The organism is Ensifer sp. 22460, from assembly GCF_052044935.1.
In the GTDB taxonomy this organism is placed as follows: Bacteria; Pseudomonadota; Alphaproteobacteria; order Rhizobiales; family Rhizobiaceae; genus Ensifer.
Map to the genome: position 1 here is coordinate 23,485 of NZ_JBQENZ010000041.1, position 23,438 is coordinate 46,922.

A 23,438-nucleotide genomic window follows, 5' to 3' on the forward strand; every position below is an offset into this window, starting at 1 on the left:
AAAGGGAACAGACATGAATAGAATGGCAGTCTCAATCGCCGCAGGTGTGGTGCTACTCACATCAATTCCGGCTTCCGCAGAAGGTATCTTGAACATCTACAGCTGGGGAGATCTTTGGAGCCCTGAGATGATCAAGAAATTCGAGGAACAATACGACGTCAAGGTGACATTTTCGGAGTACGATAGTAGCGATACGGCGCTGGCAAAGCTGAAGGCCGGTGGAAACGACTTCGACATGATCGTCGCAGCATCCACATATATCCCAATCTTCATCCAAGAGGGCTTGTTGTTGAAGTCCGAACCTAACAAGCTCGAGAATTTCAAGAACGTTAATAAGCGCTGGATTGATGTCAGTTTCGATCGCGGCCGCGAGTATAGTATCCCTTGGGAGTGGTCAACGGTCGGCCTTAGCGTAAATACCTCAATTTATAAGGGCGACATCAACACGGCGGCGCTGCTATTTGATCCTCCCGCCGAACTACAGGGCAAGATCAACATTATTCCCGAGATGATGGACGTTATGGGCCTGGCGATCCACTACCTTGGAGGCGACAAGATTTGCACCGACGACAAAGCCCTTCTGCAAAAGGTCCGTGATAAACTGCTGGAAGCAAAAAAGCATTGGATTTCCATGGATTACAATACTATCGATCCGATGGTAAAGGGTGACTTTGCGGTGACGAGTGACTGGGGTGGGCCGGCCTTTATCAAAAGGCAGCGCAATCCCGACATTGCATATGGCTATCCCCAAACCGGCTATGGATTGGCCATGGATAACCTTGCTATTCTCGCTGATGCGAAAAATATCGACAACGCCAAGCTATTTATGAATTTCATGATGGATCCCCAAAACGCGGCGATGTTGTCAAACTATATCAAGTACCCCAATGGCATCGACGGCTCAGAGCAGTACATGGATAAGGAAATGACCACGTCACCTGAATTCGTGGTGCCGGAGAATTTGGCTGGTCCTTCATACTGGAATGAGACCTGTTCTCCCGAAATTCAACAAATCTATGGCAGGATTTGGACAGAGTTGAAAATGTAGCCCGCGGAAACTTGAGTCGGCAGGCCGCTTCGTGCGGTCTGCCGATAAATCAGTTGCTCGTTGGGTAACAGCTGATCTGCCAACTACCCATTGTCTTAGGCGCGTTCCCCCGTTAATTAATTATCCGCATCCTTAATTCACTAATATTTTGGTGCATCGAATGGGCGGAGAAGTGATGCTACAACAAGCGAAAGCCTCCAAGGGAAGGCGCAAACCTGGGCGGCCGAAGCCTGGGATTGATTATAGAGATCTAATTTTAGATGCTGCCGAACTGATCTTCGCAGACGAAGGGTTCGCTGGCTCGAAAATGCGCGATATTGCCAACAGAGCTGGTGTCAACCAAGCTCTTATCCGGTACTACTTTGGCAGCAAAGAGGACCTGTTCGACGAGGTTTATCGTCGGCGCGGGGCATTGCTATCGGGGAGGCGCCATGTACTGCTTGACGAGGTGCTCGCCCGTCCGACGAGCTTGCGCGTCGAGGACATCGTGCTCGCTTATCTCGCTCCTCAATGGGAGATGAAACACAGCGGCCCTGCGGGTGCCGCGTTCGTCAGATTGCAGGCGCGTCTTCACGCTGAACCGGCTGAGCATTCCTTTCGCCTCCGCCGCGAAGTCTACGACTCATCCGTTAAGCGATTTGTCAACGAGATAGCTCTCCTCACCCCTGATATACCGAAGGACATTATCAGCCTACGCATGGCGTTCTTGGTTGGCACTTATCTGTTCATGTTGAATGATCTTGGTCGGTTGAACGATCTAACTGACGGTCAACTAGGTGTAGTCGGCAAAGACGAGATGCTTAAGCACCTAACGGCGTTCTTGACCGCCGGCCTCAGAGCGCCTGTGCCGGATTAAACTGGCGTTGGAAGTGATCTTGGCCCCAAGCTTCGTCCAGTTTTGGGTTCTCAATGCGCGCCTAAATCCACTCTTAAGAGCGCAGACTCACGGGAGACGCGGAACCTCGCAAGGCGGTTCACGCCGGAGGGATACCATCTTGCAGAATTCTTATTATCTCCGGGCAAGGCCGAGATCACCTCGAAAGCTTAATGCCGATCATCGGTGCCGGAACATACTCGCTATGCTTTGAACAGCTTGATCAGTCAATGGGTAACCTGATCAAGCAGATAGATAAAAATTAGACGAAGCTGGCGAAGGTTGGTCGTTCAGCTCCGGTCCCAAGTCGGCTGTTCTAGGTTCCAGGTGTCGGCCCAATCACATCTTCGGTCGTCGCCGTGACTATTCCGGACGCTAGTGGATTGATTCCAACACTTGGTGCCCCCGTTTGACGGCGGCAATGATTTCCTCGGGATCTGCCTTCCATTCGAAAGGGCGCGGTTCTTGGTTGTGCTCTTTGATGAACCGGTTGATGGCCGCCTGCAGGTCGACGACGGAGTGGAAGACGCCGTGCGTCAACCGTCGGCGTGTCAGTTTTGCGAAGAAGCCCTCGACGGCGTTCAGCCATGAACATGATGTTGGAACGAAGTGGAAGGTCCATCGCGGATGCCTTGCCAGCCAGGCGCAGACCTTCGGCTGTTTGTGGGTCGCGTAGTTGTCGAGAATGACGTGGACGGCCTTATCCTTCGGCAGTTCCGCCTCAATCGCGTTGAGGAAACGGATGAACTCCTGATGCCGGTGACGCTGCATGTTGCGGCCGATCACCGAGCCGTCGAGAACATTGAGGGCAGCAAACAAGGTGGTGGTGCATGGCGCTTGTAATCATGGGTCATCGTGCCGCCCCGACCCTTCTTCAATGGAAGGCCCGGCTGCGTCCGGTCGAGCGCCTGGATCTGACTTTTTTCATCAACGGAAAGGACAATGGCATGGACCGGCGGCGAGACGTAGAGCCCGACGACATCGTGCAGTTTCTCGGCAAAAGCCTTGTCATTTGACAGTTTGAAGCGGCGCCAGCGGTGCGGCGCAAGACCATGCTCGTGCCAGATCTTGACGACGGAAGAGGCCGCGATCCCAACGGCCTTTGCCATCGCGCGATTCCAGTGCGTGGCCTCCTGCCTGGGCGGTTCCAACGTCAGCGCGACCACCTGCTCGACCAGTGCCGGATCGAGTGGAGCGATGCCGGGCGGGCGGCTCTTGTCGCGCAAAAGGCCATCCACACCTTCGGCCATGAACCGCTCCTGCCATCGCCAGACGCAGGTCTTCGATTTGCCGGTCGCCGCCATAATGGCCACCGTTCCCAAGCCGTCGTCGCTCATCAGGATGATCTTCGCTCGCCACGCATGCTTCTGCGGCGAACCGCGGTTGGCAACGATGGCTTCGAGCCGGACCCTGTCGGCGGCGGTGACGTCAAATGCAATACCGGAGCGCATGCTGGACCGTCGCACATTCGACAACCGATGGGAATCCAAAATCGGACTCTTTTGTCGCGATCAATCCACTAGGATGTTTCGCTCGGACCCAGAATTCGCTGCATGACCTAGCCTGACCCCGCGTTAAAACTCCAGCGGTGGTACCACTCGATTGAGAGGGATTAAGAGACAGGGAGACGCAAAGCGGGTGGACACCTAGGGGCGGGCAGTTCGATGAGAGTGCGATTGTAGACGATGCCTTCTCTCTGGCCTTTGAACCGCGCCGGCTTTGCCGGAGACCGTTTGGTTTAAGTTATGCGGCCATAGCCGGTGCGTCCAGCATGGCATAGTATCGTTCTTCCGCCTCGGCCGGCGGAGTGTTTCCGATTGGCTCGAGAAGGCGGCGGTTATTGAATCAATCGACCCATTCGAGCGTGGCGAACTCCACGGCTTCGAAGTTGCGCCACGGTCCCCGTCAATGGATGACCTCGGCCTTGTAAAGGCCGTTGATCGTTTCGGCGAGAGCGTTGTCATAACTGTCGCCAACACTTCCGACGGAAGGCTCGATGCCCGCTAACCGCTCGGAATAGCGAATGGACACGTACTGCGAGCCGCGATCGGAATGGTGAACCAGTCCGCCGCGATGGACGGGCCGCCGATCATGAAGTGCCTGGTCGAGGGCATCGAGGACAAAGGCCGCATGGACCGTTCGGCTTGCCCGCCACCCGACGATGCGGCGGGCGAAGGCATCAATGACGAAGGCCACGTAAACGAAGCCCTGCCAGGTCGCGACATAAGTGAAATCGGATAACCACAGCATGTTCGGCGCTGGAGCGAAGAACTGTCGGTTCACCCGGTCGAGTGGGCATGGAGCGGACTTGTCCGACACGGTGGTTTTGACTGGCTTGCCGCGAATGATGCCTTGAAGTCCCATCATTCTCATGAGCCGTGCGACGGTGCAGCGAGCGACATCGAAGCCTTCTCGCTGCAACTGTCGCCAGACTTTCCGCACGCCATAGACCTGGAAGACCTCGTTGAACACCCGGCGTATCTCGATCTTCATGGCCATGTCGCTCCGGGCGCCCCGGAAGACCGGCGGCAACGCTAAACTGGGGAAGATTCAAACGGCACTTCTGGGGAGTATTGATCCGGTATCGACACGGTGTTCGTCGATGAAGGAAATCATCGCTTCAGTGGGCGGTCGAGCTCCGCCTGGGCAAAATACGCCGAGGCTTTGCGTAAAATCTCATTCGCCTGACGAAGCTCGCGGTTCTCCCGCTCCAGAGCCTTCATCTTCTCGGCAACGTCACTCGGCAAACCTGCACGCTTGCCGCTGTCTACCTCGGCCTTCTTCACCCATTCATTGAGCGTATGTGCCGAGCAGCCGATCTTGGCGGCAATGGAAGACACAGTCGCCCATCGCGAAGGATGCTCCGCTTCATGCTCGACCACCATTCGAACAGCGCGGGCGCGGACTTCAGGAGAAAATTTGTTCGTCGTCTTGCTTGTCATAGACCCTACTTCTCACGAGTTGGGGTCTCCAGCAAAGCCGGGGCGCTTCACTTCGCCGATAGCGGCGTCTTCATCCGGTCGGAAAGCACTTCCACCAACGGCCTCTCTAAAGCCGCGATGTGGCAGTGCAACACAGTCGAAAGGTTCTTTTGCAAGACGAAGCACCCACCTTATCATCCACCTTGAGGAATGACGTGGCAGTAGATCGTTAAACTGAGGTTCGGCGCAAACACGGCTCTGGTTGCTGGCCATCCGGCAGAGGTCTGCGCTTCGGTCTACCAAGTGCGTCATCCCACTGCGGGTAGCAGGCATCGGCTTCCGCGCAAGAGGCTCGTTATCCTCCGACGCGAGTTCAAACTGCTTGATCTTCAGATTAAGATGCCGCGCCGGCTGGCATCAGACTTTCGGCAGACGCGTCCAATGCGAGACCCGGGCCGACCAAAAAATTCCTATTTGGATTAATTAATTTTTCTTAGCCCTGTGATCGGTGTAAGGTGACATCCGCCAATAGGGAGGAAATATCATGATAACCAAAACCGCCTTGATCGCTGCCTTGACGACAGTCCTCGCAAGTGAAGTTGCCTACGCGGATGGAGAACTCAACATTTATACGTATGGTGGCTACACAAGCGCAGAAATGATCAAAAAATTCGAGAGTGAATACAACGTAAAGGTTACAATCTCGGAGTACGATACAAACGATACCGCCTTGGCAAAATTAAAGGCTGGTGGACATGGGTTCGATCTTTTTGTTGGAGCATCTACATACACCCCGATTTTCATTAGGGAGGGGTTACTTTTTAGGTCAAATCCAAATGAAATGGCAAACTTTCGAAACGTGAATAAGCAATGGGTGGATGTGCCTTTTGATCCGGGTCGGGCATATACAGCACCATGGCTCATAAATGTCGTCGGAGTCAGTGTGAACACGTCAGTATATCAAGGCGATATAAATACAGCGGCGATTATATTTGATCCGCCAAACGAACTTAAGGGGAAAATCAACGTACAGCCCGAAATGCTGGATATAATGGGGCTCGCGATCCATTATCTGGGCGGGAAAGAGCTTTGCACCGATGACAAAGTCCTTCTGATGAAGGTGAGGGATAAGCTTCTCGAGGCGAAGAAGCATTGGATCTCTATGGACTATATGACACGTGAACCCATGATCAAAGGCGATTACGCTGCATCGGCTGATTGGAATGGAGTTGCTCTACAGGAGCGCTTGCAGAACAAAGATATCGCGTTTGGTTACCCGCAAACAGGCTTCCCGTATTGGATGGATAACATTGGCGTTGTAGCCGGCGCCCCAAACTTGGAAAACGCGAAGCTTTTCATCAATTTCATTATGGATCCGCAGAACATCGCTCTTGAGTCGGATTTCACCAACTTTGCAAATGGAATTGACGGCTCGGATCAATTCATGAAGAGCGGAATTGCTTCAGCGCCGGAGTTTCTAATTCCGGACAATTTGAAAGGCGCGGGATACTGGGCTACGACCTGCCCACCCGCGATCCAAAAGCTGTATGGCGCGATTTGGTCAGAGGTTAGAATGTAGACATCGAGTCTTCGCAGCACGCCGGTACAGCAACCCGGCGTGCAATTTGCTCGCCAAATGCATACAATCAACAGCGCCCGGTTTCTCTCTTCCTCTCTTCCTGCGGGTTCGACTATATTTCAATGTATCGCTTGGCTAATTGATTAGGTCTCTTAGACCTTAGGGTGGCCGTCACTGCCCAATGAATCTTAACTGAACTTTATCCCGGAGTCATTCGCTGGGGTTTGTCTTTGTCAGAGAGCGTATTTCGGCTCGTAATCTTCATTTCTTCCGAAGCGGAGCGGACAAGTCCTGCGTTGTTCGCCAATACATCATCTGGAAGTAGGGATGTCATCAACGATGCGGTTTCCTGCCATTAGCAACCGCCCCGCTGGGCGCTAGGCGCTCGTTGCGCATGATTTGAAACGCGGTCGTCAAAAGCCTGTGCGCAATAACGCCACGCGCATTAATCGTCCTTCGAAGACCGGCGGACGGCCATCAGTCGCTATCCACAGCGTCGGACCGGTTTTGCGTCTGTTAATCTCGGAACAGGTTCACCCGGTACCTTCATAAATACGTCGGGGCGCTGCGGCTTTTGCCAGGATTGAGCGAACTAATGAGTCTCGTCTTAACTCGACGATAATTATTCCATGTTATAAAAAGAGCGTGGACGCCGGAAGCGAATACGACAGGTCGTGCACCTGGAAACGGACGCGCCTTGTTCCATGCAACGGCCTTGTATTGATCCGTGACTATCGATGTCACAAGTAGATGCGCAATTTTATTCCTTCGGTGCACGCAACGGCTGTCCTCCGCACGATTGGCAAACAAGACGTGCTGGTCGACCGGTGTGCGGAGAATGCTAGACTTGGTTTGACTGAAACTCTCGCTCATTAGATTGGGGTGGTTACAAAAATGCGCACGAAACGGTCTCTTGCTTTGAAGCTAATCGCTGTTACTGCTGCCGCGATAGCCCTAGTCTTAGTATTATCAAATGCTATCCTTGTTTTGGTTACGAAGAGCCGGATAGAGCATCTGACCGTCCAGCAGGCTAAACTCGAAGCTGCAAAATTGGCAAATGACATTTCAGCGGAAATGACAGCGTTATCGGCTCCGACATCCACGATGGCAGCTTTGATCGGCCAAGGCAGAGAAAAAGACTATCTTGATCGTGCTGCGGTGATCGACATGCTACGTGCTACAGCGCAAGCCACTATCGTTTTCAGCAGCTGGTTCATGGAAGAGCCCAACGCTTTTGACGGAAAGGCGGCAGAGTTCAAGGGAAACACGACGCTTGGATCAGCAAGTAATGGCGCGTTTTCGCCTACGTGGACAAAGCCCGGCGGGACTCTATCGATGGCACCAGTCGCCCTCGATTATAGCGCTGAATACTACCACGTAGCTTCCAAGTCCCGGCAGGGCCACCTAACGGAGCCCTACGTTTGGGTCGACGCGCAAGGATCTTTCCTCTTATCCACGATCTCGTATCCAGTCGTCAGTGCAGATCGCCTTATTGGTGTGACTGGTATGGACGTAGACCTAACGGCGCTATCCGCCAAGCTTGGCGCACAAAGGCCATTCGGGTCAGGGCGAGTATATGTTATTTCCCAGGCAAAACGGTGGATCGTAGCGCCCAGTGCGGACCAAACAACAAAGAATTATGATGGACTAGGCCAAAAGGAACTGTCCGAGGCGATCACCGAGCAGAAAACTGGAATTGTAGAAGACGTTGAGGTCGATGGGGTCAATTACACCCGCGTCCTACTTCCTTTCGAAGTGCCGCATTTGAATGTCCGGTGGGTTGTCTGCGTCGACGTTCCGACTTCGGTAATTGCCTCTGCGGTGAACGAACAAATTACCTTAATGGTCTCGGCAGGCTTTTTTGTAGTATTTATAATAGCGCTCGTCTTATTTGTTACGACAAGAATAATGCTTGCCCGTCCAATTGGGCGTTTGGTCAAAGTTGTAGAAGCGTTGGCCGTTGGGAACTATAGTGAATCAACCAAAGATACACGTCGATCGGATGAGATGGGAGCGGTCGCAACCGCGTTGGAAAAGCTACGCCATGCCCTCATCCAAGGAGAGCGTGCGGAAACAGAGGCGACTAATGTGAGAGAGGCAAACGCGCGTGAGCGCGCTACCGCCGAGGCCGCTCGCGCGGACGCGCTTGAAGAACAGCGCCTCGTAGTGCGTGTGGTCGGGGAAGCGTTGAAGGACCTTGCGCAGGGTAACCTTACCTGCCGAATTCGGGAAGAGTTCCGAGGTGAATATGCCGAGCTCAGGGTCAACTTCAACTCGGCTTTGTCCAGCTTAGAAGAGACAATCCGCGTGGTTGGCAGGGGCGTAAGTCATATCAACGCAGGGATAGAGGAGATTAGCTCAAGTGCGACCGACTTGGCGCGACGGACTGAAATGCAAGCGGCAGGCTTAGAAGAATCCGCCGCCGCGATGGCAGAACTTACGGAACAGGTCCAAGCAAGCGCGACGAGAGCTTCCGCTGCTGCGTCAAGCGTCAGCGCTGCCACCAAGGATGCAGTTACGACTGGCGATATTGTCGAGTGCGCGGTCCAGTCGATGGAGAGCATTAGCCAATCGTCGCTGGAGATTACCCGTATCACAGGCGTCATTGATGAGATCGCATTCCAAACAAATCTCCTTGCCCTGAATGCTGGCGTAGAGGCGGCACGTGCGGGTGAGGCTGGGAAAGGCTTTGCCGTCGTCGCTCAGGAAGTACGTGAACTAGCCCAACGGTCAGCTGCAGCAGCGAAGGACATCAAAGTGCTGATTAATTCGTCTGCGATGCAGGTACAACAGGGGGTCGGACTTGTCGGAGAAGCCGGCCGCGCTTTGAGCAGGATCACAGCGCAGATCACAGCAATAAATGAGAATGTAAGGCAAATCTCTGTGGTAGCGGACGAGCAATCCGTTGGCCTGAAAAGTATCAGTAGCTCGATAAACCAGATGGATCAGGTTACACAGCAAAATGCAGCCATGGTTGAGGAAACGACTGCGGCAAGTGTATCGCTTCGAGATGAAGCGCGCCTCTTGAGTGAAGCGGTAAATCGTTTCAATTTCTCTGAAAATCGCGGCAAGGAAGAACAAATCCCGCAGCGTCGTGTGGCTTGAGTTCTCGCCGGTTCGCATGGTTTCAGATACAAGTCCGGTCGCGCTCCGGTGCAAGTTTTTCACGGGGCGAGGGTCACCAGCTTGACATCTGGAATTGCCCCTTGAAACTGAAGTGCCTCAATTAGACCGGACAGTCGGCATAAGCAGTAAGCACAGGCTTGAGGACAAGCTTATGTCTACCGACTGTCGACGCATGGAGTGATCACTGTCAATCGGCGCGGAATGTTGACCCCTTATCGGCGTCCAATATTCCACGCCGAAACACAGTGATCACTGGCGACGTCCTGGTACGGGGGTGGACAACCGAGCAGAAGCTGCAGATTATCATGGGGAGTTTGGAGTTGAGCGATACGGTTTCGTCGGCCGCCCGGCGTCATGGAGTTGCGCCACGCCTTCTGTATCGATGGGGCAGACTTCTCAGTGAGTGAGGAACGGCTGTCTTAGATTACGATGAGCCGGTCGTCGGCAATTCTGCGGTCAGGAAGTTCGAGGAGCGCGTTCCCGAGTTGGAGCACATGCTGGGCCGCAAGGATGGAGGTCGAGGTTCTCCGCGACGCTTTTTCACAGGTTCAAAAAATAGCGGCAGCTCTCGTTGCCGAAGCATGGTGCCGATGAAGACCGTCGCGGACGTTCTCAAGGTATCCCGCTCCAATGTTACTGAGCTTCTGACGGCAGATCAAAGCCGCGCCGGCCGTATAAGGCTGAGGATGTCGAGCTTCTGTCAGCCCTCCGCAGGCTCGTCGACGCCAGGCCCACCTATCGCTAACGGCGGAGAGCCGCGCTGCTCAATCGCGAAAGGCGAGTCGCCGATCAGCCGGTCGTCAACCCCAAGCGAGTCCACCGGATCAGGAGCAATAACGCCATGCTGCTGGAGAAGCACACCACCGTTCGCAATGGCCGCGTCCACGATGGCTTTGCCATGGTGATACGCTCGAACTTTCGCTGGTGCTCGGACTCGCTGTAAGCCCACGGTGAGGGCCGCCTTGTGAGGTGACGCTCAACATCGGAAGTCCTAGTGCAAACACTAGGGATAGTCCTATGACGAAGCATCCGATTGAAGTGATCACGTCTGTTGAGCGTCGTCGGCGCTGGTCTCGCAAGGAGAAGGAGCAGTTGGTCGCCGCCTGCCTTGAGCCTGATGCGGTTATCTCCGAGATTGCCCGCGCGGCCGGCATCCATGTCAGCCAGCTCTTCCGCTGGCGCAAGGAGCTTTGCCAGGTCGATGGACCGTCGGCAGGAGCGGCAAGCATGTTGGTGCCGGTAATCGTGTCTGAGACCGCTTCGGCAGGCTCGCCCGCTATACCGGAGCCATCCGCACCATCCCATCCCCGACGCAAACGCTGTGATGTAACGATCGAACTTGGTCGTGGCCGACGCGTCCGCGTGGATAGCGACATCGATACTGAAGCGCTTGGCCGTATTCTCGACTGTGTGCTGGGACTGCGATGATCCTGGTCCCTACAGGTGTAAAGGTCTGGCTGGCGACAGGCTATACCGACATGCGCAAAGGCTTTCCGGGTCTGTCGTTGATGGTACAGGAGGCGCTGAAGCGTGATCCGATGTGTGGGCACCTGTTCGTATTCCGCGGCCGAGGCGGCGGTTTGATCAAGGTGATCTGGCATGACGGCCAGGGAGCTTGCCTGTTCACGAAGAAGCTTGAGCGGGGACGCTTCATCTGGCCATCGGCAGCCGATGGCACGGTGGTAACCACGCCTGCGCAGCTCGGTTATCTGCTGGAAGGCATCGACTGGCGAATGCCGCAAAAGACCTGGCGGCCGACGTCCGCCGGGTGAACGAAAGCACTGGAATGGCGGGGTCGAATATGATTCCATCCTGTCATGAGCAATGTGACCGAAGAGCTTCCGGACGACCTTGCCAGTGCGGTGCACTGCTGGCCCAGGAACGCGCTCGACGTGTTGCAGCCGAAGCAGAAGCGGCGACCGCCAAGGCTGAAGCCGCTAGCGCAAAGGCACTCGTATCGCATTCCGAGGCGCTGATCGCGAGGCTGAAGCTGGAGATCGACAAGGTTCGTCGTGAACTTTACGGCAGCCGATCCGAGCGCAAGGCGCGGCTCCTGGAGCAGATGGAACTTCAGCTCGAAGAGCTCGAAGCGGACGCCGGTGAAGATGAACTGGTGGCAGAGATCGCAGCCAAAGCTTCAGCTGTCAAAGCCTTCGAGCGCAAGCGCCCATCACGCAAACCGTTTCCCGAACATCTGCCGCGCGAGCGCGTCGTCATCGCCGCTCCCACGAATTGCGCCTGCTGCGGATCGGCAAAACTGTCGAAGCTTGGTGAGGACATCACCGAGACCCTGGAGGTCGTTCCGCGTCAGTGGAAGGTCATCCAGACGGTGCGGGAGAAGTTCACCTGCCGCGAGTGCGAGAAGATTGCGCAGCCGCCAGCACCATTCCACGTAACGCCCCGCGGTTTTGCCGGGCCGAACCTGCTGGCGATGATCCTCTTCGAGAAGTTCGCCCAGCACCAGCCGCTCAACCGTCAGAGCGAACGTTATGCCCGCGAAGGTGTCGACCTCAGCTTGTCGACATTGGCTGATCAGGTTGGAGCATGTGCCGCAGCGTTGAAGCCCATTCACTCTCTGATCGAGGCGCATGTCCTTGCCGCCGAGCGTCTGCATGGTGACGACACGACCGTGCCGATCCTGGCAAAGGGAAAGACCGATACGGGCCGCATCTGGACTTATGTCCGGGACGATCGGCCATTCGGCGGGCTCTCACCGCCGGCCGCGCTGTATTATGCCTCACGGGACCGGCGGCAGGAGCATCCGGAGCGCCACCTCAAATCCTTCACCGGCATTCTACAGGCGGACGCCTATGGCGGCTACAATCCGCTGTTCAAGGTAGACCGCGATCCCGGTTCTCTGACGAAGGCACTTTGCTGGGCTCACTCGCGGCGCAAATTCTTCGTGCTCGCCGACATTGCCGCAAGCGCCAAGCGTGGAAAGAACGCTGCGCCGGTCTCGCCCATGGCGCTGGAAGCCGTCAAACGGATCGATGCCCTGTTTGATATCGAGCGGGAGATCAACGGGCTTATGGCGGATCAACGTCTGGAGCGTCGCCACAAGGAAAGCCTGCCGCTCGTCGACGATCTGCAGACCTGGCTTCAAACCGAGCGGTTAAAGCTGTCACGCAGCTCTCCGGTCGCAGAGGCGATCGACTACATGCTCAAGCGCTGGGATGGCTTCATGTCCTTCCTGGAGGACGGCCGGATTTGCCTGACGAACAATGCGGCCGAGCGAGCGCTCAGAGGCTTTGCACTCGGCAGAAAGTCCTGGCTCTTCGCCGGATCGGATCGTGGCGCTGACCGTGCTGCGTTCATGGCGACACTGCTCATGACCGCCAAGCTCAACGACATTGATCCACAGGCATGGCTTGCCGACGTTCTCGCCCGCATCGCCGACACGCCGATCACCAAGCTGCAGCAATTGCTTCCGTGGAACTGGCAGCCAGACGCGCTGAACGCTCAGGCGGCGTAACCTGCGGTCTCCACCGGAGGCTTACGACTCGCTAAGCTCACCTGCTGGAACGGCGACGTCATCAGCTTGGCGTTCATTATCGACGCCCTCGGCCGCGAGATCATAGCCTGGACGACTGTCGTCAATGCCCGGATATCCGTCTCCGATGCGCGGGACATGATGCTGGAGACCGTCGAGAAGCGCTTCGGCGCAACGCGACACCACAAGCCATCGGACATCTGCCCGACAACGACAGAGCGTACACTGCAAAGGAGACAAGCTTACTGCTCAAGCTGTGAACCCGATGCCAACGAAATCCATCCTCATTCCGCGCTCAAAATATCATCCCTCGGCAGTTATCAGGGCAGCTGACTATCCGGGGAGACGAGGCGTACTCCAGCAGTGTAAAAAAAAACGCATTGAATGTTTAAAAAATTGGACATAGATTGCGTCCATTGCCCTTTGAGCAAGATTCAATAGAGGGTACAGGGCAGCCTAGTGTCTAATCGTCAGGAACGTCTGTCGACGGAAAAGCCGTGGCTTTTCCCAACGCGGAGTTGTGCGCTGCTTAGCGCGGGAAATGGGAGCAACTCAATTGGAAACACAAGCAGGAATCGCTTCGGGGCCGGCGATCGCGCGAAATGCGCTCGCGATCGAGCATAGGTCAATCGACTATGTTCCCCTGTCGGAAAGACATGGGCGGCTTTCGGACCAAGCAACGATTTGGTTTGCCGGGAGTGCACAACTTTTGAGCCTCGCGACAGGTGCGATCGGCATCACTTTGGGCCTCAATCTTACCTGGACGTTGATCGGCTTACTCCTTGGCACCATCCTTGGGACGATCCCGGTTGCAGCACATGCAAGCCAAGGCCCACATCTCGGGCTCCCGCAAATGGTGCAGACGCGTCCCCAGTTTGGCCGTTACGGAGCCATCTTCATCTGGCTGGTAGCCGTCATGGTCTACTGGGGCTACGTTGTGCTAAACGTTAATCTCATGGGGGCTACATCGGAACAACTCGGTCTCGGTTCCGCGAGCACTTCGGGAATCTTGCTTGGGATTATATCTGTCGTCTTCGCTATATTCGGTTACCATTGGCTTCATGTCGGTCAGCGCTACACGACAGTCGTGCTCTTGGTTGCTCTGGCGACCTTCACATTCGGCATCGTGTTTGGAGTCGGTTTCCCCCCAGAGCAAACGAGACTTTCCGGTACGTTCCAGTTCACGCCATTCTTGATGGTGGTTTCGGCATCGCTCGCATACCAGCTTTCATGGGCCTTCTTCGTCTCCGACTACTCTCGGTACATGCCGCCCACCACAAGCCATCGGTCCATCATATTCTACACAGCGTTCGGTGCGGGTGCTGGTGTCTTCGCAATGGAGGCGGTTGGGGCCGTTGGGGCGGCTCTCTACCCGAATGACAGCTTAACTCTTGCCCTTCAGGAATCCGGCAACCAGATCATGCCTGGTTTTGGCGCAGTGCTTCTCGTCGTGGGTGGAACAGCTCTTTTGATATTTAACGGAATGTGCGTCTACGGCGGGGCGCTCACCTTAATCACCGCGATGGACAGCGTCGTTGAGACATCACCGACGCGTAGCCTGCGAATTAAAACCATTGCCGTGATCGGCGTGACGGCAACCATCGTCGGCGTTCTGCTCCCGACGGATTTCATCAATACGACCTTCTATACAATTCTTGCGGTGTTGGCATACCTGATGGCACCATGGACCGCAGTAAATCTTGTCGACTATTTTATCGTGCGGAAGGGACGCTACTCGATCACTGAAATCTTCAATCCGAACGGAATTTACGGCAACTGGAACTGGCGTGGAATTGCTGCGTATACGCTTGCGTTTATCTCAATGATTCCGTTCATGTACCTGTCGTTCTACCAGGGACCAGTCGCGACATATCTCGGTGGCGTCGATTTCGCCTTCTTCGTCGGTATCCCGGTGGGTGGGGTGCTTTACTGGCTCTTCTGCTTGAATCTCGACTTGAAGCAGGAACTTGCTACTGTTGCAGTTGCCGACAAGCATCTCGATGCCTATGCGAAACCGATAGTTTGATGGCAACCCCTTGACTACCGAAAAGAACCGCGAGGATGGCAGGCGGGGCCTGTTCTCGCGGTTCAATCTTTAGCCCGGCGCGTAAAAATACGCATACGGTTACTGCTACTTTCTCGGCTTGCTAGTTTCAACAATCATTTATGCCACACGCATTTGATGGTTCAAAGCGGGTTTGTTAGATCATTGGTGGGGTGACAGCGCATGCGACGACGGCGACAGTCTTGCCTACGTTCTTTAGTCTGTACGGTTGGGCCCCAAAAATATGAAAGCCGCCGCCAGCTTCAATGCGTCGAGTGCCTACCTCGGTCTCCAGCTCGACCGTTCCCTTCAAGATGCAGGCCGCGGTCTCACCGTCGTGTTTGATTGCTACTTTTCCCGTGTCCGTACCCGGCGAGTAATGTTCGACGAACATTTGCAGCTTCTTGTCACGCCGTTCGCCTCCCAGCACCCGCATATCGACCTTACCTCGCGATACCACCGCAAGGTCCTGCGCATCGTAAACCAATACATTCTGTTTTGAGATTGGGAGCGCAAAGAAGTCCGCCATCGATATCGGAATCGCGTTCAATATTCGGTGCAGGGAAGCCAGCGAAGGGGCGTGAGAGTCAGCTTCGATCAGCGACACCGTGGAATTAGTCACACCCGCACGCTTCGCCAGTTCCCGCTGAGAAAGGCCGGCCTCTTCACGAATGGCCTTAAGGCGTGCCCCCACAGCAAGCTCCGCTGCGTCATTTTTCGGTCGTTGTTTTCCGACGATGGACTCCTCCTCGTCCGGGCCCGAAGCTTCTTTTAATCTCACAACTATCTCCATCACATCATGTCATGGCATCTATATAAGGTGATGCCAAACATTGAAAGTTGAGCGTTCAAAAAATTAAACGCGTGACGAGATGCTCAGTCGGCTCAACTTGCCGTTTGCGAACATCAGTGGCTCCATCAGCCTCCCGAGGTCGCTGTGAAAAATGTTGAAGTGTTAAAAAAATCATATTGCTTGTGCAAAAAAATTCAACTACGCATTCGTATCAAGTCATAAAATAGGAACTCCATGTGAACCCTCTCAATCAGGGACGGCTTTCTGGTGGATCGGCAGTCGTTTTGGACGTTTACCACCGTGCAGCGATCAGCAAACCAGCGCCGTTCTGAGCGCTCCTGCGATCCGATAGCGTACTCTCAACCTGCAGTTTCTCTACCTTTAGGAGGTGAGTTAGGTCGTTTCACCAAGTTCCTGGAAGGAGCCGTCCTGATGAGAATGACGAGAAGCCAATTCCTGAAGCTGATTGCGGCGGCAACAATCGCCGCGGCCGTCCCTACATTAGGGTTCGCACGAGACGCGAAAAGGCAAATCTTCGTGACCTGGGGTGATTTGGCGCCCTTTGGAATGACGAAGCCGGACGGACGTTCTACGGGGTCGAGAGCGATCTTATCCAGGAGTTGGCTAAGCGGAAAGTTCGACTACGAAATCCGCCATATGGCTTGGGATGGTATGATGCAGCGGCGGATAGACGGCAAGTTCGATGCTAACATCTACTGGTTCCCATCACGGATAAACGATTGAAAATCTTTGATTTTTCGTTTCCGTCCACCTCGGAAGCCTCCTCCTTTGCCGTTCTGAAGGACCTGCATCCTCTTCTTCCCGCGCGCACGACCGTGGAGGCCAAGCTAGTCGATGATGTCGTCGTCGAAATCTCGGTTCTTGCCTCCGAGATAGTGTGACGCGGCGGCGCGTTGATAGTCTTCCAGCTTACACTGAGCTGGCGGGAGGGGTGACTGGGGCGAACACTCTTCAATTTACACAATAGGACTTCGAGTTTGGCTCATTCATTGGATTTTCAGAACTTCTCTGAGGCGCGCGCGATAGCTAAGCGCCAGCTTCCGAAAGGGATATTCGAATACATCGACAGGGGCGCGGAAGACGAGACGGCGTTGGCCTCGAACCGTACCGCTTTCGATGAGGTCAAAATCCGACCGCATGTGCTGAAGGGGAACGCAACACCGCGCTCTACCAATATCACGCTTTTCGGCACCGAATACTCGTCACCACTCGTCGTCACTCCGACCGCCTTTGCGGGCTTGGTACGATACCAGGGCGAATTGGAACTCGCCAAAGCGGCTGCGAGATTTGGCATTCCCTATTGTGCTGCAACGGAGGCGATCTCATCCGTGGAGGAGATCGCAGACGCTACTCCCGCGCCCGTTTGGTTTCAGCTCTACTTATGGAATAAAGCACAGGCGTCGTACGACCTTATGGACAGAGCTTGGGCTAAGGGAGCGCGCACCCTCGTCCTGACTGCTGACACAGCAGTGATGCCCAAGCGTGAATTTAACCGCCGAAACGGATTTGATATCCCGTTCCGGTTCTCGTCTAGGAATGTATGGGATGTGGCAAACCATCCAGGTTGGGCCGTTCGCGTATTGATTCGATATCTGTTGACTAGTGGGATGCCCAACTTCGCGAATTATCCTGTTGAATACCGAAAAAGTCTTCTTAAGCGAGGGGGAGGGCCGTCTCTCGATTTGATGCCAGACATGAGCTGGGAGCACGTACGAGAGGTGCGGGCTCGTTGGAAGGGCAACTTGGTCGTGAAGGGCGTCCTTCGGACCGAAGATGCGCTGCAGGCAAAGGACGCTGGCGCGGACGGCATCGTTGTCTCCAACCACGGTGGTCGTATGTTCGACAGCGCAGTGTCACCAATTGCCGTGCTCCGCGAAATTGCCGACGAGGTGGGTCACGAAGTTACGGTACTCGCAGACAGCTCGGTTCGACGAGGAAGTGATGTTTTCAAGCTCATCGCCTCTGGCGCGAAGGCGGTCCTTGTTGGTCGAAGCATGCTCTACGGCACCGCCGCCGCGGGAGAGGAGGGCGCCGTGCAGATGATGAAAATTCTATCAGACGAACTTGCCATGACGATGGACCTCAGTGGCTGCCGATCGCTGGCTGAGATAGGCGAGCACCTGTTGCATCGTTCCTGATTGAGCATGCCCAAACCCATCCGCGTTGTTACGGAGAAAAATTTTAACAGCAATAGCCGTGCGATCGCCCTAGCAGGCTATTGAAGAAGTCTCCCGTTTGGTCTTTAGGATAGCCTCGTCGCCATTGTGATAGGCGAAAGTGATCTCGATCGTACTCTCGTCGAGCAATTCGGCAGGTCCGTCACCCGAGACTTCGTCCATTTCGTCGCATCCTGCCCATGTGAAGGAGACCATGGACGTGCTGTAGCCGAGTTCGAGGCCCGCTTGCATCGCACCGAAGGCGATTTCGCCATGACCGTTGGCCCTGATGGTGATTGTGGCGGGCTCGACCAGGTCGAGATAATCCCGACCCCACAGATCGGCCTCGACGATCCGCCAGCGGCCGATCAGGCGGCAGTTTCTGGCCGCGCTCATGACAGCATCGCTATCAGCTTCGGTAGCCGTACCAGATTGTAAGCGGCGGCCGCGAAGGTGAAGGCCCATCCGACGCGGTCGCGGCCACGGAACTTCGTCTTGTCCTGCCCCGCGACGGTCTCGATCCAGCCGAACGCCTCCTCGATGCGCTTACGGATGCGCAAGCTGACCCCATAGCCGGAATGGCGCGTCGTGCGACCGTCGATGGCCGAGCGGCGACCATTAATATTCTGCGCCACATGGGGCGTCACCTTCATCGACCGCAAATCTTGGACGAAGTCCTTTGTGTCATAGGCCTTGTCGGCACCCAGCGTGATCGCTTGTGTCCGATCAGCGAAAGGTTCGATCATGTGCAGCGCCGCTGCCCGTTCAGCATATCCGCTGGCCTCAGTCAGATAGGCATCGACCAGCAGCCCTTGGCGATTTTCCATCAGCCCATGCCCCATGAAGCACAGCTTGGCCTCCTTGCCTTTGCCCTTCTTATAAAGTCTTGCGTCTGGGTCGGTCGTTGAAGCATGCATCTCGTTGGAACGCTTTTCGCCATGAAAGTCTGCTTCGACATTCCGACCACCTGCATTCGAAGGTGGTTCGCCATGATCGCCCCTTTGGGCCGTCCTTCGGCTTGAAGCTCTTGATCGACGCCCAGGCTTCGATCAGCGTGCCATCGACAGAGAAGTGGTCTGTAGACAGCAACCGCTTTACCTTGGGCTGCGAAAGGATCGCACTGAGGAACTTCGCGGCGATGTCGCCTTCCAGCAACCGGTCGCGGTTCTTCGAAAACACCGAATGGTCCCAAGCTGGATCGTCAATGCCAATGCCGACGAACCAGCGGAACAGAAGGTCGTATTCCAGCCGCTCCATCAAAAGCCGCTCCGAGCGGATCGAATAGAAGGCTTGCAAAAGCATGGCGCGCAGAAGCTTCTCAGGCGCAATCGATGGCCGCCCGATCGGCGAATAGAGCGCTGCAAACTCCCGTTCCAAGAAAACCAGAGCGTCGTTCACGATCTGCCGGATTGCCCGCAGCGGATGATCACGACGAACTCGATCCTCCAGATCGACATAGCTGAAGAGTTCACCCGTCCTCACATCGCCGCCGCGCATGCATCACTCCAAAACTCGACGAAGCGAGTGAATCACGGCGAAAGCCTCCAGGCCAGCTTCTTTTTCAACAGCCTGCTAGAGCGCGTCCGGGTATCGATGAATCGATTGTGATGTGACGTGCCGGCTGGTTTCTGATTCAACATCCGCTTTGACGGATGTTGGTGATGGCCAGAGCGCTGAGCAGGGGTGTACGGTTACGTGTCTTGAAACCTGCGGATGACGGGGCATCGGCCCGGCAGGCGGCGGCCCGTTTCGGCGTCGGGGTATCAAGCGCGATCCGCTGGATCGCACGGGCGAAGATCAGCGAACTGACACCGCGGCCCCAAGGGTGACGGCGCGGCTAAGGCCGCCGGTGTGCGCGACGCCACGGAAGCGACAGGCGCAGGCTGCTCTACCTGCCGCCTTACAGTCCCAACTTTAACCCCATCGAAAACGCATGCGCAAAGCTCAAGGCATTGATGCGGTCAAGGGCCGAACAAACCATCCCCGCTCTCTGGAAAGCCGCCAGTTCCATCATCGAACTCTTTACGCCGGCCGAATGCGTAAACTGCTTCAGGACAGCCGGATATGAACCGGATTAAACCCGACGTGCTCCAGTCATATGCTCGACGACGCTGCATACGAACGGGCCGTCATGCTTCATGCAAGCTTAGTCGAAGTTGGCAAGCCGCTCTCGTTTATCAAAAGCGCACATACTGTGACAAACGTCGCCCGGACCTCGTCGCGTCTGGCTTCGCGACAATCGTGATTTGACCCTATCAGTGGGGCCTTCTCCGCGAGTTTTGAAGGCGTTTCGGGCATTCCTGTGGTCGGCCGCAGTGATGCGGCCGACCTTTCGATTTCACTCGGATTTCGCCCGTTCGAAACTCTCCGCATCTGGGTAGGGGAACCACCAGAAGTCCTGCGGGGCGGCCTCTGGATCCATCACCACGTACTTCGAGGACTGGAACTGCGCTAGGCCTTCTGGGCCGAGCTGCCGGCCGATACCTGACAGCTTACGTCCGCCAAAGGGGAGCGCGTCGTTGTCAAGGATCGGCGCATTGATCCAGACCATACCTGCTTCAATCTCGTTGACCGCTCGCATCATCTCGCCCATATCGCGGGAGTAGAGGTTAGACCCAAGGCCGAACTCGGAACGGTTCGCGAGTTCAAGTGCTTCATCGAAATCTTTCACGCGACAGATGGGCGCGACGGGACCGAAAGATTCTCCGTTGAGGATTTCTGACTTTGGATCCACATTCGTCAGGACTGCAGGCTCGATGAACCAGCCGTGATTGAGTCCATTGGGGCGTCCGCCACCGGTGGCGAAAATTGCGCCTTCATGACGCGCGCGCGCGAGAAGCGACTCGAAGCGGTCTCGCTGGCGGTGCGTCGCCATTGGGCCGATGTCAACATTTTCGAGGCCGTTGCCAATGCGAAGCTTTTTCGTTTCAGCGACCAGTCGTTCGACGAACTCGTCGTGAATGCTGTCATGAACGTAGAATCGTTCTGCCGATGTACAAACTTGGCCGCAGTTGAGGTAAGCAGCGAAGGCAGCCGCCCGCACAGCGATATCTAAAGGAGCGGAAGGCATGACGATGAAGGGGTCGTTGCCGGATGCCTCAATCAGAGCGGGTTTGAAGGTTTCGGCGCAAACCCTCAGAATTTCCTGCGCGATCGGCACAGAGCCAGTGTACGCGATGCAATGGGTCTTTTTGCTTCGGACGAGGTGTTGAGCGACACGCGGGCCGCCGGTAACGACTTGCACCAGACCCTTGGGCAGTTCGCTGAACACTTCCATGAATTTTAGAGTAGTAATGCTTGTCTGCTCATGCGGCTTGATGATGACGGAATTGCCTGCAGCGAGTGCGGCCGCCAGTTCCCAGCAAAGGAGGACAAGCGGGAAGTTGAAGGGAAGAATGATAACGACAGTTCCCAACGGTTCCTTGATCGAGAAGTGGAACTGGCCCGGAACAGTCGATCCAGCGATTCTGCCGCTCTCGTTGCGCCCAAGTTCGGCATAGTAGTCGATCGCGGTAGCGCACCACGATGTTTCGTCGACGGCTTCCTTGAACGGCTTACCTTCCTCACGGGTCATGAAATAGCCATATACAGCCTTATCGCGACGGATCTTTGCCGCGACTTCGTGAAGGGCCGTAGAGCGAGTGCGTGAATCTATGGCCAACCACGCCTTCCTCGCGGAGTTTGCGATGTCGATCACATTCTCGAGTTCGTCGTCCGTGGCATCCGCGATTTCAGCAATGCGATCTTCAGTGGCCGGGTCGATGACCGAGATTCTATTGGTTGCGGCGCTCTTCAAATAGCGTCCGTCGACAAACAACGTGCCTGAAAGGCGGTCGAACTCTTGGTGGATTGGCATGTCTTCTCCTTGTCGGCGCACACCCGGTACTCGGGCAGCTAGAAAGTCTGGTTGCTGGTTCCAAATCTTGTGGTCGGATCCAGAGATCGGGGCGATGCTGGAGCGCTCGAGGTGTGTAGGCCGGTGGCTCGTGGTGATAGGATCTTTCAGCCGGAGAGCAAGGCATCGCGAAATGCTTTCGATCCCATTTGCCGCGCGCCTTTTCGCAACCGGGGAAAGGGCACGACTTAGCCCTCCGACGCTCATCCTTCGAAGTACGTCGATCCCACCGTCCTCAATGAAATTGTTCGCTGCCGCGTCCCCGATTGTTGTGTGAAGCGGCCACCCAACGAACGCAACGCTATGTCAAAAATATTCAACATTCAATACGTTTTTTCAAACGGTGCGCGTGGACGGTTTTTTTCGCGAAATCAAAGAGCTCGCTCGATAAACTATGTGACCAAACTAAAAAGCGCGATCGCAGATCGTAGATCGCACGATTGACATTCTCTGAAAATTGCCGTCACAAATCACCCCATCGCGACGGAACGCCCGATTGCGAGGAGGAGAAATCAGATCTTTTAGGATGGAGACGAGTCACATGGCGCTGACCAAGCTCACGACGTACGGCCTATACACGGCCACCACAACGCCCCTGACCCCCGACGGAAGATTGAACACACGCGCCATTTCGGAGCAGATCGAAACTCAGTTGCAAGCCGGTATCGCTGGGATCGTTGCAATTGGCGGGACAGGCGAAGGAGCTGCCTTGTCCTTTGCTGAACGTGTTGAAGTTGTTGGAGTGACAGTTGAGGCTGTCGGCGGAAGGGTGCCGGTGCTTGCGGGCGTTATCACTCCTGGATTGCCCGACACTCTGGCACTCGGTCGCGCTTGCTTGGAGGCGGGGGCAAACGGACTGATGGTCATCACCCCCTTCGGTACGGCCCCCAGCCAAGCTGGCATTCGGGACTACTACAAGGCAGTTGCCGACGGCGTTGGCCAAGCTGTGATGCTTTACGAGATCCCTTATCTTACTCTCGTTTCACTCGAACCGGAGACCGTATGCGACATCGTGGCGGACGGTTCTGTCTTCGCAATGAAGGCATCGAACCCAGACCAGACCACCTTCACCAGGGTCGTCGAGTTGGTCGGGGAGCACATCGCGGTAATGTCCGGGGATGAGCACTTATTCGCAGCCCAGATCGCGCTTGGTGCCGTTGGAGGCGTACTGGCCTCTACGAACGTTCTACCGCGTACGTGGGTTCAGATCTTCGACACCGCACGGGCAGGCGATCTTAAGACTGCGCAGGGGCAGATCGGACGTATCCGGAACTTCCTTCTCAGCGTTTACGCGGAGCCCAATCCGGGCCCGATGAAGGCTGCTCAGACCCTTGCGGGCTTTGAGGCTGGCCCCGTCCGCCTGCCAAATAGGGCGCCTAGCACGGCGCTCGTTGAAGAGATGCGCACGCAGTTGGCAGATCTGCTCGCATACGAACGGGGACTGACTGCTTAGTCCGGCAGATCCTCGCAATAAAGCGTTCGCCACCGGTG

Annotated in this window: 16 protein-coding genes, 6 pseudogenes and 1 other annotated feature; of the genes and pseudogenes, 16 read left to right on the forward strand and 6 right to left on the reverse strand. The window is 55.7% G+C overall.

Features of this window, described 5'->3' with window-relative positions:
• Positions 1–13 precede the first annotated feature (13 nt).
• Together ACTJKM_RS33320 and ACTJKM_RS33325 are read left to right on the forward strand one after the other, a co-directional pair.
• Positions 14–1,048, forward strand: a complete 1,035-nt coding sequence (locus ACTJKM_RS33320) for an extracellular solute-binding protein (RefSeq protein WP_440636984.1) — start codon at positions 14–16, stop codon at positions 1,046–1,048.
• Positions 1,049–1,208: 160 nt separating this feature from the next.
• On the forward strand, positions 1,209–1,904 hold the full coding sequence (locus tag ACTJKM_RS33325) for a TetR/AcrR family transcriptional regulator (RefSeq protein ID WP_245337525.1): 696 nt from the start codon (positions 1,209–1,211) through the stop codon (positions 1,902–1,904).
• 393 nt (positions 1,905–2,297) lie between these two features.
• On the opposite strand, the pseudogene ACTJKM_RS33330 reads toward ACTJKM_RS33325, so the two are convergent.
• Positions 2,298–3,373: pseudogene (locus ACTJKM_RS33330) on the reverse strand (IS630 family transposase).
• Positions 3,374–3,665: 292 nt separating this feature from the next.
• Positions 3,666–4,864: pseudogene (locus ACTJKM_RS33335) on the reverse strand (IS3 family transposase).
• Positions 4,478–4,580 (reverse strand) — a sequence feature (AL1L pseudoknot). It overlaps the preceding pseudogene by 103 nt.
• Before the next feature lie 523 nt (positions 4,865–5,387).
• On the opposite strand from ACTJKM_RS33335, the gene ACTJKM_RS33340 reads away from it, so the two are divergent.
• The 8 genes and pseudogenes from ACTJKM_RS33340 (at position 5,388) to ACTJKM_RS33375 (ending at position 15,064) form a co-directional block, all read left to right on the forward strand.
• The gene (locus ACTJKM_RS33340; RefSeq protein WP_024899825.1) at positions 5,388–6,422 is read left to right on the forward strand and encodes an extracellular solute-binding protein; all 1,035 of its coding nucleotides are present in this window, start codon (positions 5,388–5,390) and stop codon (positions 6,420–6,422) included.
• An 894-nt stretch (positions 6,423–7,316) separates the two neighbouring features.
• Positions 7,317–9,527 carry a methyl-accepting chemotaxis protein gene (locus tag ACTJKM_RS33345; protein ID WP_440636981.1) on the forward strand — a complete coding sequence of 737 codons (2,211 nt, stop codon included), beginning with the start codon at positions 7,317–7,319 and terminating at the stop codon, positions 9,525–9,527.
• 248 nt (positions 9,528–9,775) lie between these two features.
• Positions 9,776–10,488 (forward strand): annotated as a pseudogene (locus ACTJKM_RS33350) (transposase); the annotation flags it as partial.
• Between the two features lie 77 nt (positions 10,489–10,565).
• On the forward strand, positions 10,566–10,976 hold the full coding sequence (gene tnpA / locus ACTJKM_RS33355; protein WP_427142549.1) for an IS66-like element accessory protein TnpA: 411 nt from the start codon (positions 10,566–10,568) through the stop codon (positions 10,974–10,976).
• Positions 10,973–11,320, forward strand: a complete 348-nt coding sequence (gene tnpB / locus ACTJKM_RS33360; RefSeq protein WP_440636979.1) for an IS66 family insertion sequence element accessory protein TnpB — start codon at positions 10,973–10,975, stop codon at positions 11,318–11,320. The genes tnpA and tnpB overlap by 4 nt, the downstream gene beginning before the upstream one ends.
• Before the next feature lie 45 nt (positions 11,321–11,365).
• Positions 11,366–13,020, forward strand: a protein-coding gene (gene tnpC, locus ACTJKM_RS33365; RefSeq protein WP_440636977.1) for an IS66 family transposase whose coding sequence is annotated in 2 segments (ribosomal slippage) — positions 11,366–11,411 and positions 11,411–13,020 — 1,656 coding nt in all. Because the reading frame shifts where the segments join, the coding sequence is not laid out codon by codon here.
• 33 nt (positions 13,021–13,053) lie between these two features.
• A pseudogene (locus tag ACTJKM_RS33370) lies at positions 13,054–13,277 on the forward strand (IS3-like element IS426 family transposase); the annotation flags it as partial.
• A 317-nt stretch (positions 13,278–13,594) separates the two neighbouring features.
• The gene (locus ACTJKM_RS33375) at positions 13,595–15,064 is read left to right on the forward strand and encodes a purine-cytosine permease family protein (RefSeq protein ID WP_427142546.1); all 1,470 of its coding nucleotides are present in this window, start codon (positions 13,595–13,597) and stop codon (positions 15,062–15,064) included.
• A gap of 175 nt (positions 15,065–15,239) precedes the next feature.
• On the opposite strand, the gene ACTJKM_RS33380 is transcribed toward ACTJKM_RS33375, so the two are convergent.
• Positions 15,240–15,863 carry a helix-turn-helix domain-containing protein gene (locus ACTJKM_RS33380; RefSeq protein ID WP_430764127.1) on the reverse strand — a complete coding sequence of 208 codons (624 nt, stop codon included), beginning with the start codon at positions 15,861–15,863 and terminating at the stop codon, positions 15,240–15,242.
• A gap of 444 nt (positions 15,864–16,307) precedes the next feature.
• On the opposite strand from ACTJKM_RS33380, the gene ACTJKM_RS33385 reads away from it, so the two are divergent.
• From ACTJKM_RS33385 to ACTJKM_RS33395, 3 genes are all read left to right on the forward strand, one after another.
• Complete coding sequence (locus ACTJKM_RS33385; protein ID WP_427142544.1) at positions 16,308–16,619, forward strand: hypothetical protein; 312 nt, start codon at positions 16,308–16,310, stop codon at positions 16,617–16,619.
• Positions 16,616–16,777 carry a hypothetical protein gene (locus tag ACTJKM_RS33390; RefSeq protein ID WP_440636974.1) on the forward strand — a complete coding sequence of 54 codons (162 nt, stop codon included), beginning with the start codon at positions 16,616–16,618 and terminating at the stop codon, positions 16,775–16,777. Before ACTJKM_RS33385 ends, ACTJKM_RS33390 begins: the two co-directional genes overlap by 4 nt.
• A 96-nt stretch (positions 16,778–16,873) precedes the next feature.
• Complete coding sequence (locus ACTJKM_RS33395; RefSeq protein ID WP_427142542.1) at positions 16,874–18,034, forward strand: alpha-hydroxy acid oxidase; 1,161 nt, start codon at positions 16,874–16,876, stop codon at positions 18,032–18,034.
• Between the two features lie 69 nt (positions 18,035–18,103).
• Here the strand turns inward: ACTJKM_RS33395 and ACTJKM_RS33400 are convergent, their stop codons facing one another.
• A complete protein-coding gene (locus ACTJKM_RS33400; RefSeq protein ID WP_427142541.1) occupies positions 18,104–18,448 on the reverse strand; it encodes a hypothetical protein in 345 nt (114 codons plus the stop codon).
• Positions 18,445–19,549, reverse strand: a pseudogene (locus tag ACTJKM_RS33405) (IS5 family transposase). The gene ACTJKM_RS33400 and the pseudogene ACTJKM_RS33405 overlap by 4 nt, the downstream one beginning before the upstream one ends.
• Before the next feature lie 164 nt (positions 19,550–19,713).
• On the opposite strand from ACTJKM_RS33405, the gene ACTJKM_RS33410 reads away from it, so the two are divergent.
• Complete coding sequence (locus ACTJKM_RS33410; RefSeq protein WP_440661749.1) at positions 19,714–19,881, forward strand: helix-turn-helix domain-containing protein; 168 nt, start codon at positions 19,714–19,716, stop codon at positions 19,879–19,881.
• 4 nt (positions 19,882–19,885) lie between these two features.
• Positions 19,886–20,130, forward strand: a pseudogene (locus tag ACTJKM_RS33415) (transposase); the annotation flags it as partial.
• 260 nt (positions 20,131–20,390) lie between these two features.
• On the opposite strand, the gene ACTJKM_RS33420 reads toward ACTJKM_RS33415, so the two are convergent.
• On the reverse strand, positions 20,391–21,908 hold the full coding sequence (locus tag ACTJKM_RS33420; protein WP_427142540.1) for an aldehyde dehydrogenase family protein: 1,518 nt from the start codon (positions 21,906–21,908) through the stop codon (positions 20,391–20,393).
• 580 nt (positions 21,909–22,488) lie between these two features.
• Between ACTJKM_RS33420 and ACTJKM_RS33425 the strand changes: the two genes are divergently transcribed.
• Positions 22,489–23,400 (forward strand): dihydrodipicolinate synthase family protein, encoded by a 912-nt coding sequence (locus ACTJKM_RS33425; RefSeq protein WP_427142539.1) that lies wholly within the window; start codon positions 22,489–22,491, stop codon positions 23,398–23,400.
• Positions 23,401–23,438 lie beyond the last annotated feature (38 nt).

What these genes read in the sequence shown, in the direction of transcription:
- ACTJKM_RS33385 (WP_427142544.1), top strand. Translation starts at nt 16,308, where the DNA reads ATGAGAATGACGAGAAGCCAATTCCTGAAGCTGATTGCGGCGGCAACA.
- ACTJKM_RS33325 (WP_245337525.1), top strand. Translation starts at nt 1,209, where the DNA reads ATGGGCGGAGAAGTGATGCTACAACAAGCGAAAGCCTCCAAGGGAAGG.
- tnpA (WP_427142549.1), top strand. Translation starts at nt 10,566, where the DNA reads ATGACGAAGCATCCGATTGAAGTGATCACGTCTGTTGAGCGTCGTCGG.
- ACTJKM_RS33425 (WP_427142539.1), top strand. Translation starts at nt 22,489, where the DNA reads ATGGCGCTGACCAAGCTCACGACGTACGGCCTATACACGGCCACCACA.
- ACTJKM_RS33340 (WP_024899825.1), top strand. Translation starts at nt 5,388, where the DNA reads ATGATAACCAAAACCGCCTTGATCGCTGCCTTGACGACAGTCCTCGCA.
- tnpB (WP_440636979.1), top strand. Translation starts at nt 10,973, where the DNA reads ATGATCCTGGTCCCTACAGGTGTAAAGGTCTGGCTGGCGACAGGCTAT.
- ACTJKM_RS33420 (WP_427142540.1), bottom strand. Translation starts at nt 21,908, where the DNA reads ATGCCAATCCACCAAGAGTTCGACCGCCTTTCAGGCACGTTGTTTGTC.
- ACTJKM_RS33400 (WP_427142541.1), bottom strand. Translation starts at nt 18,448, where the DNA reads ATGAGCGCGGCCAGAAACTGCCGCCTGATCGGCCGCTGGCGGATCGTC.
- ACTJKM_RS33410 (WP_440661749.1), top strand. Translation starts at nt 19,714, where the DNA reads ATGGCCAGAGCGCTGAGCAGGGGTGTACGGTTACGTGTCTTGAAACCT.
- ACTJKM_RS33345 (WP_440636981.1), top strand. Translation starts at nt 7,317, where the DNA reads ATGCGCACGAAACGGTCTCTTGCTTTGAAGCTAATCGCTGTTACTGCT.
- ACTJKM_RS33320 (WP_440636984.1), top strand. Translation starts at nt 14, where the DNA reads ATGAATAGAATGGCAGTCTCAATCGCCGCAGGTGTGGTGCTACTCACA.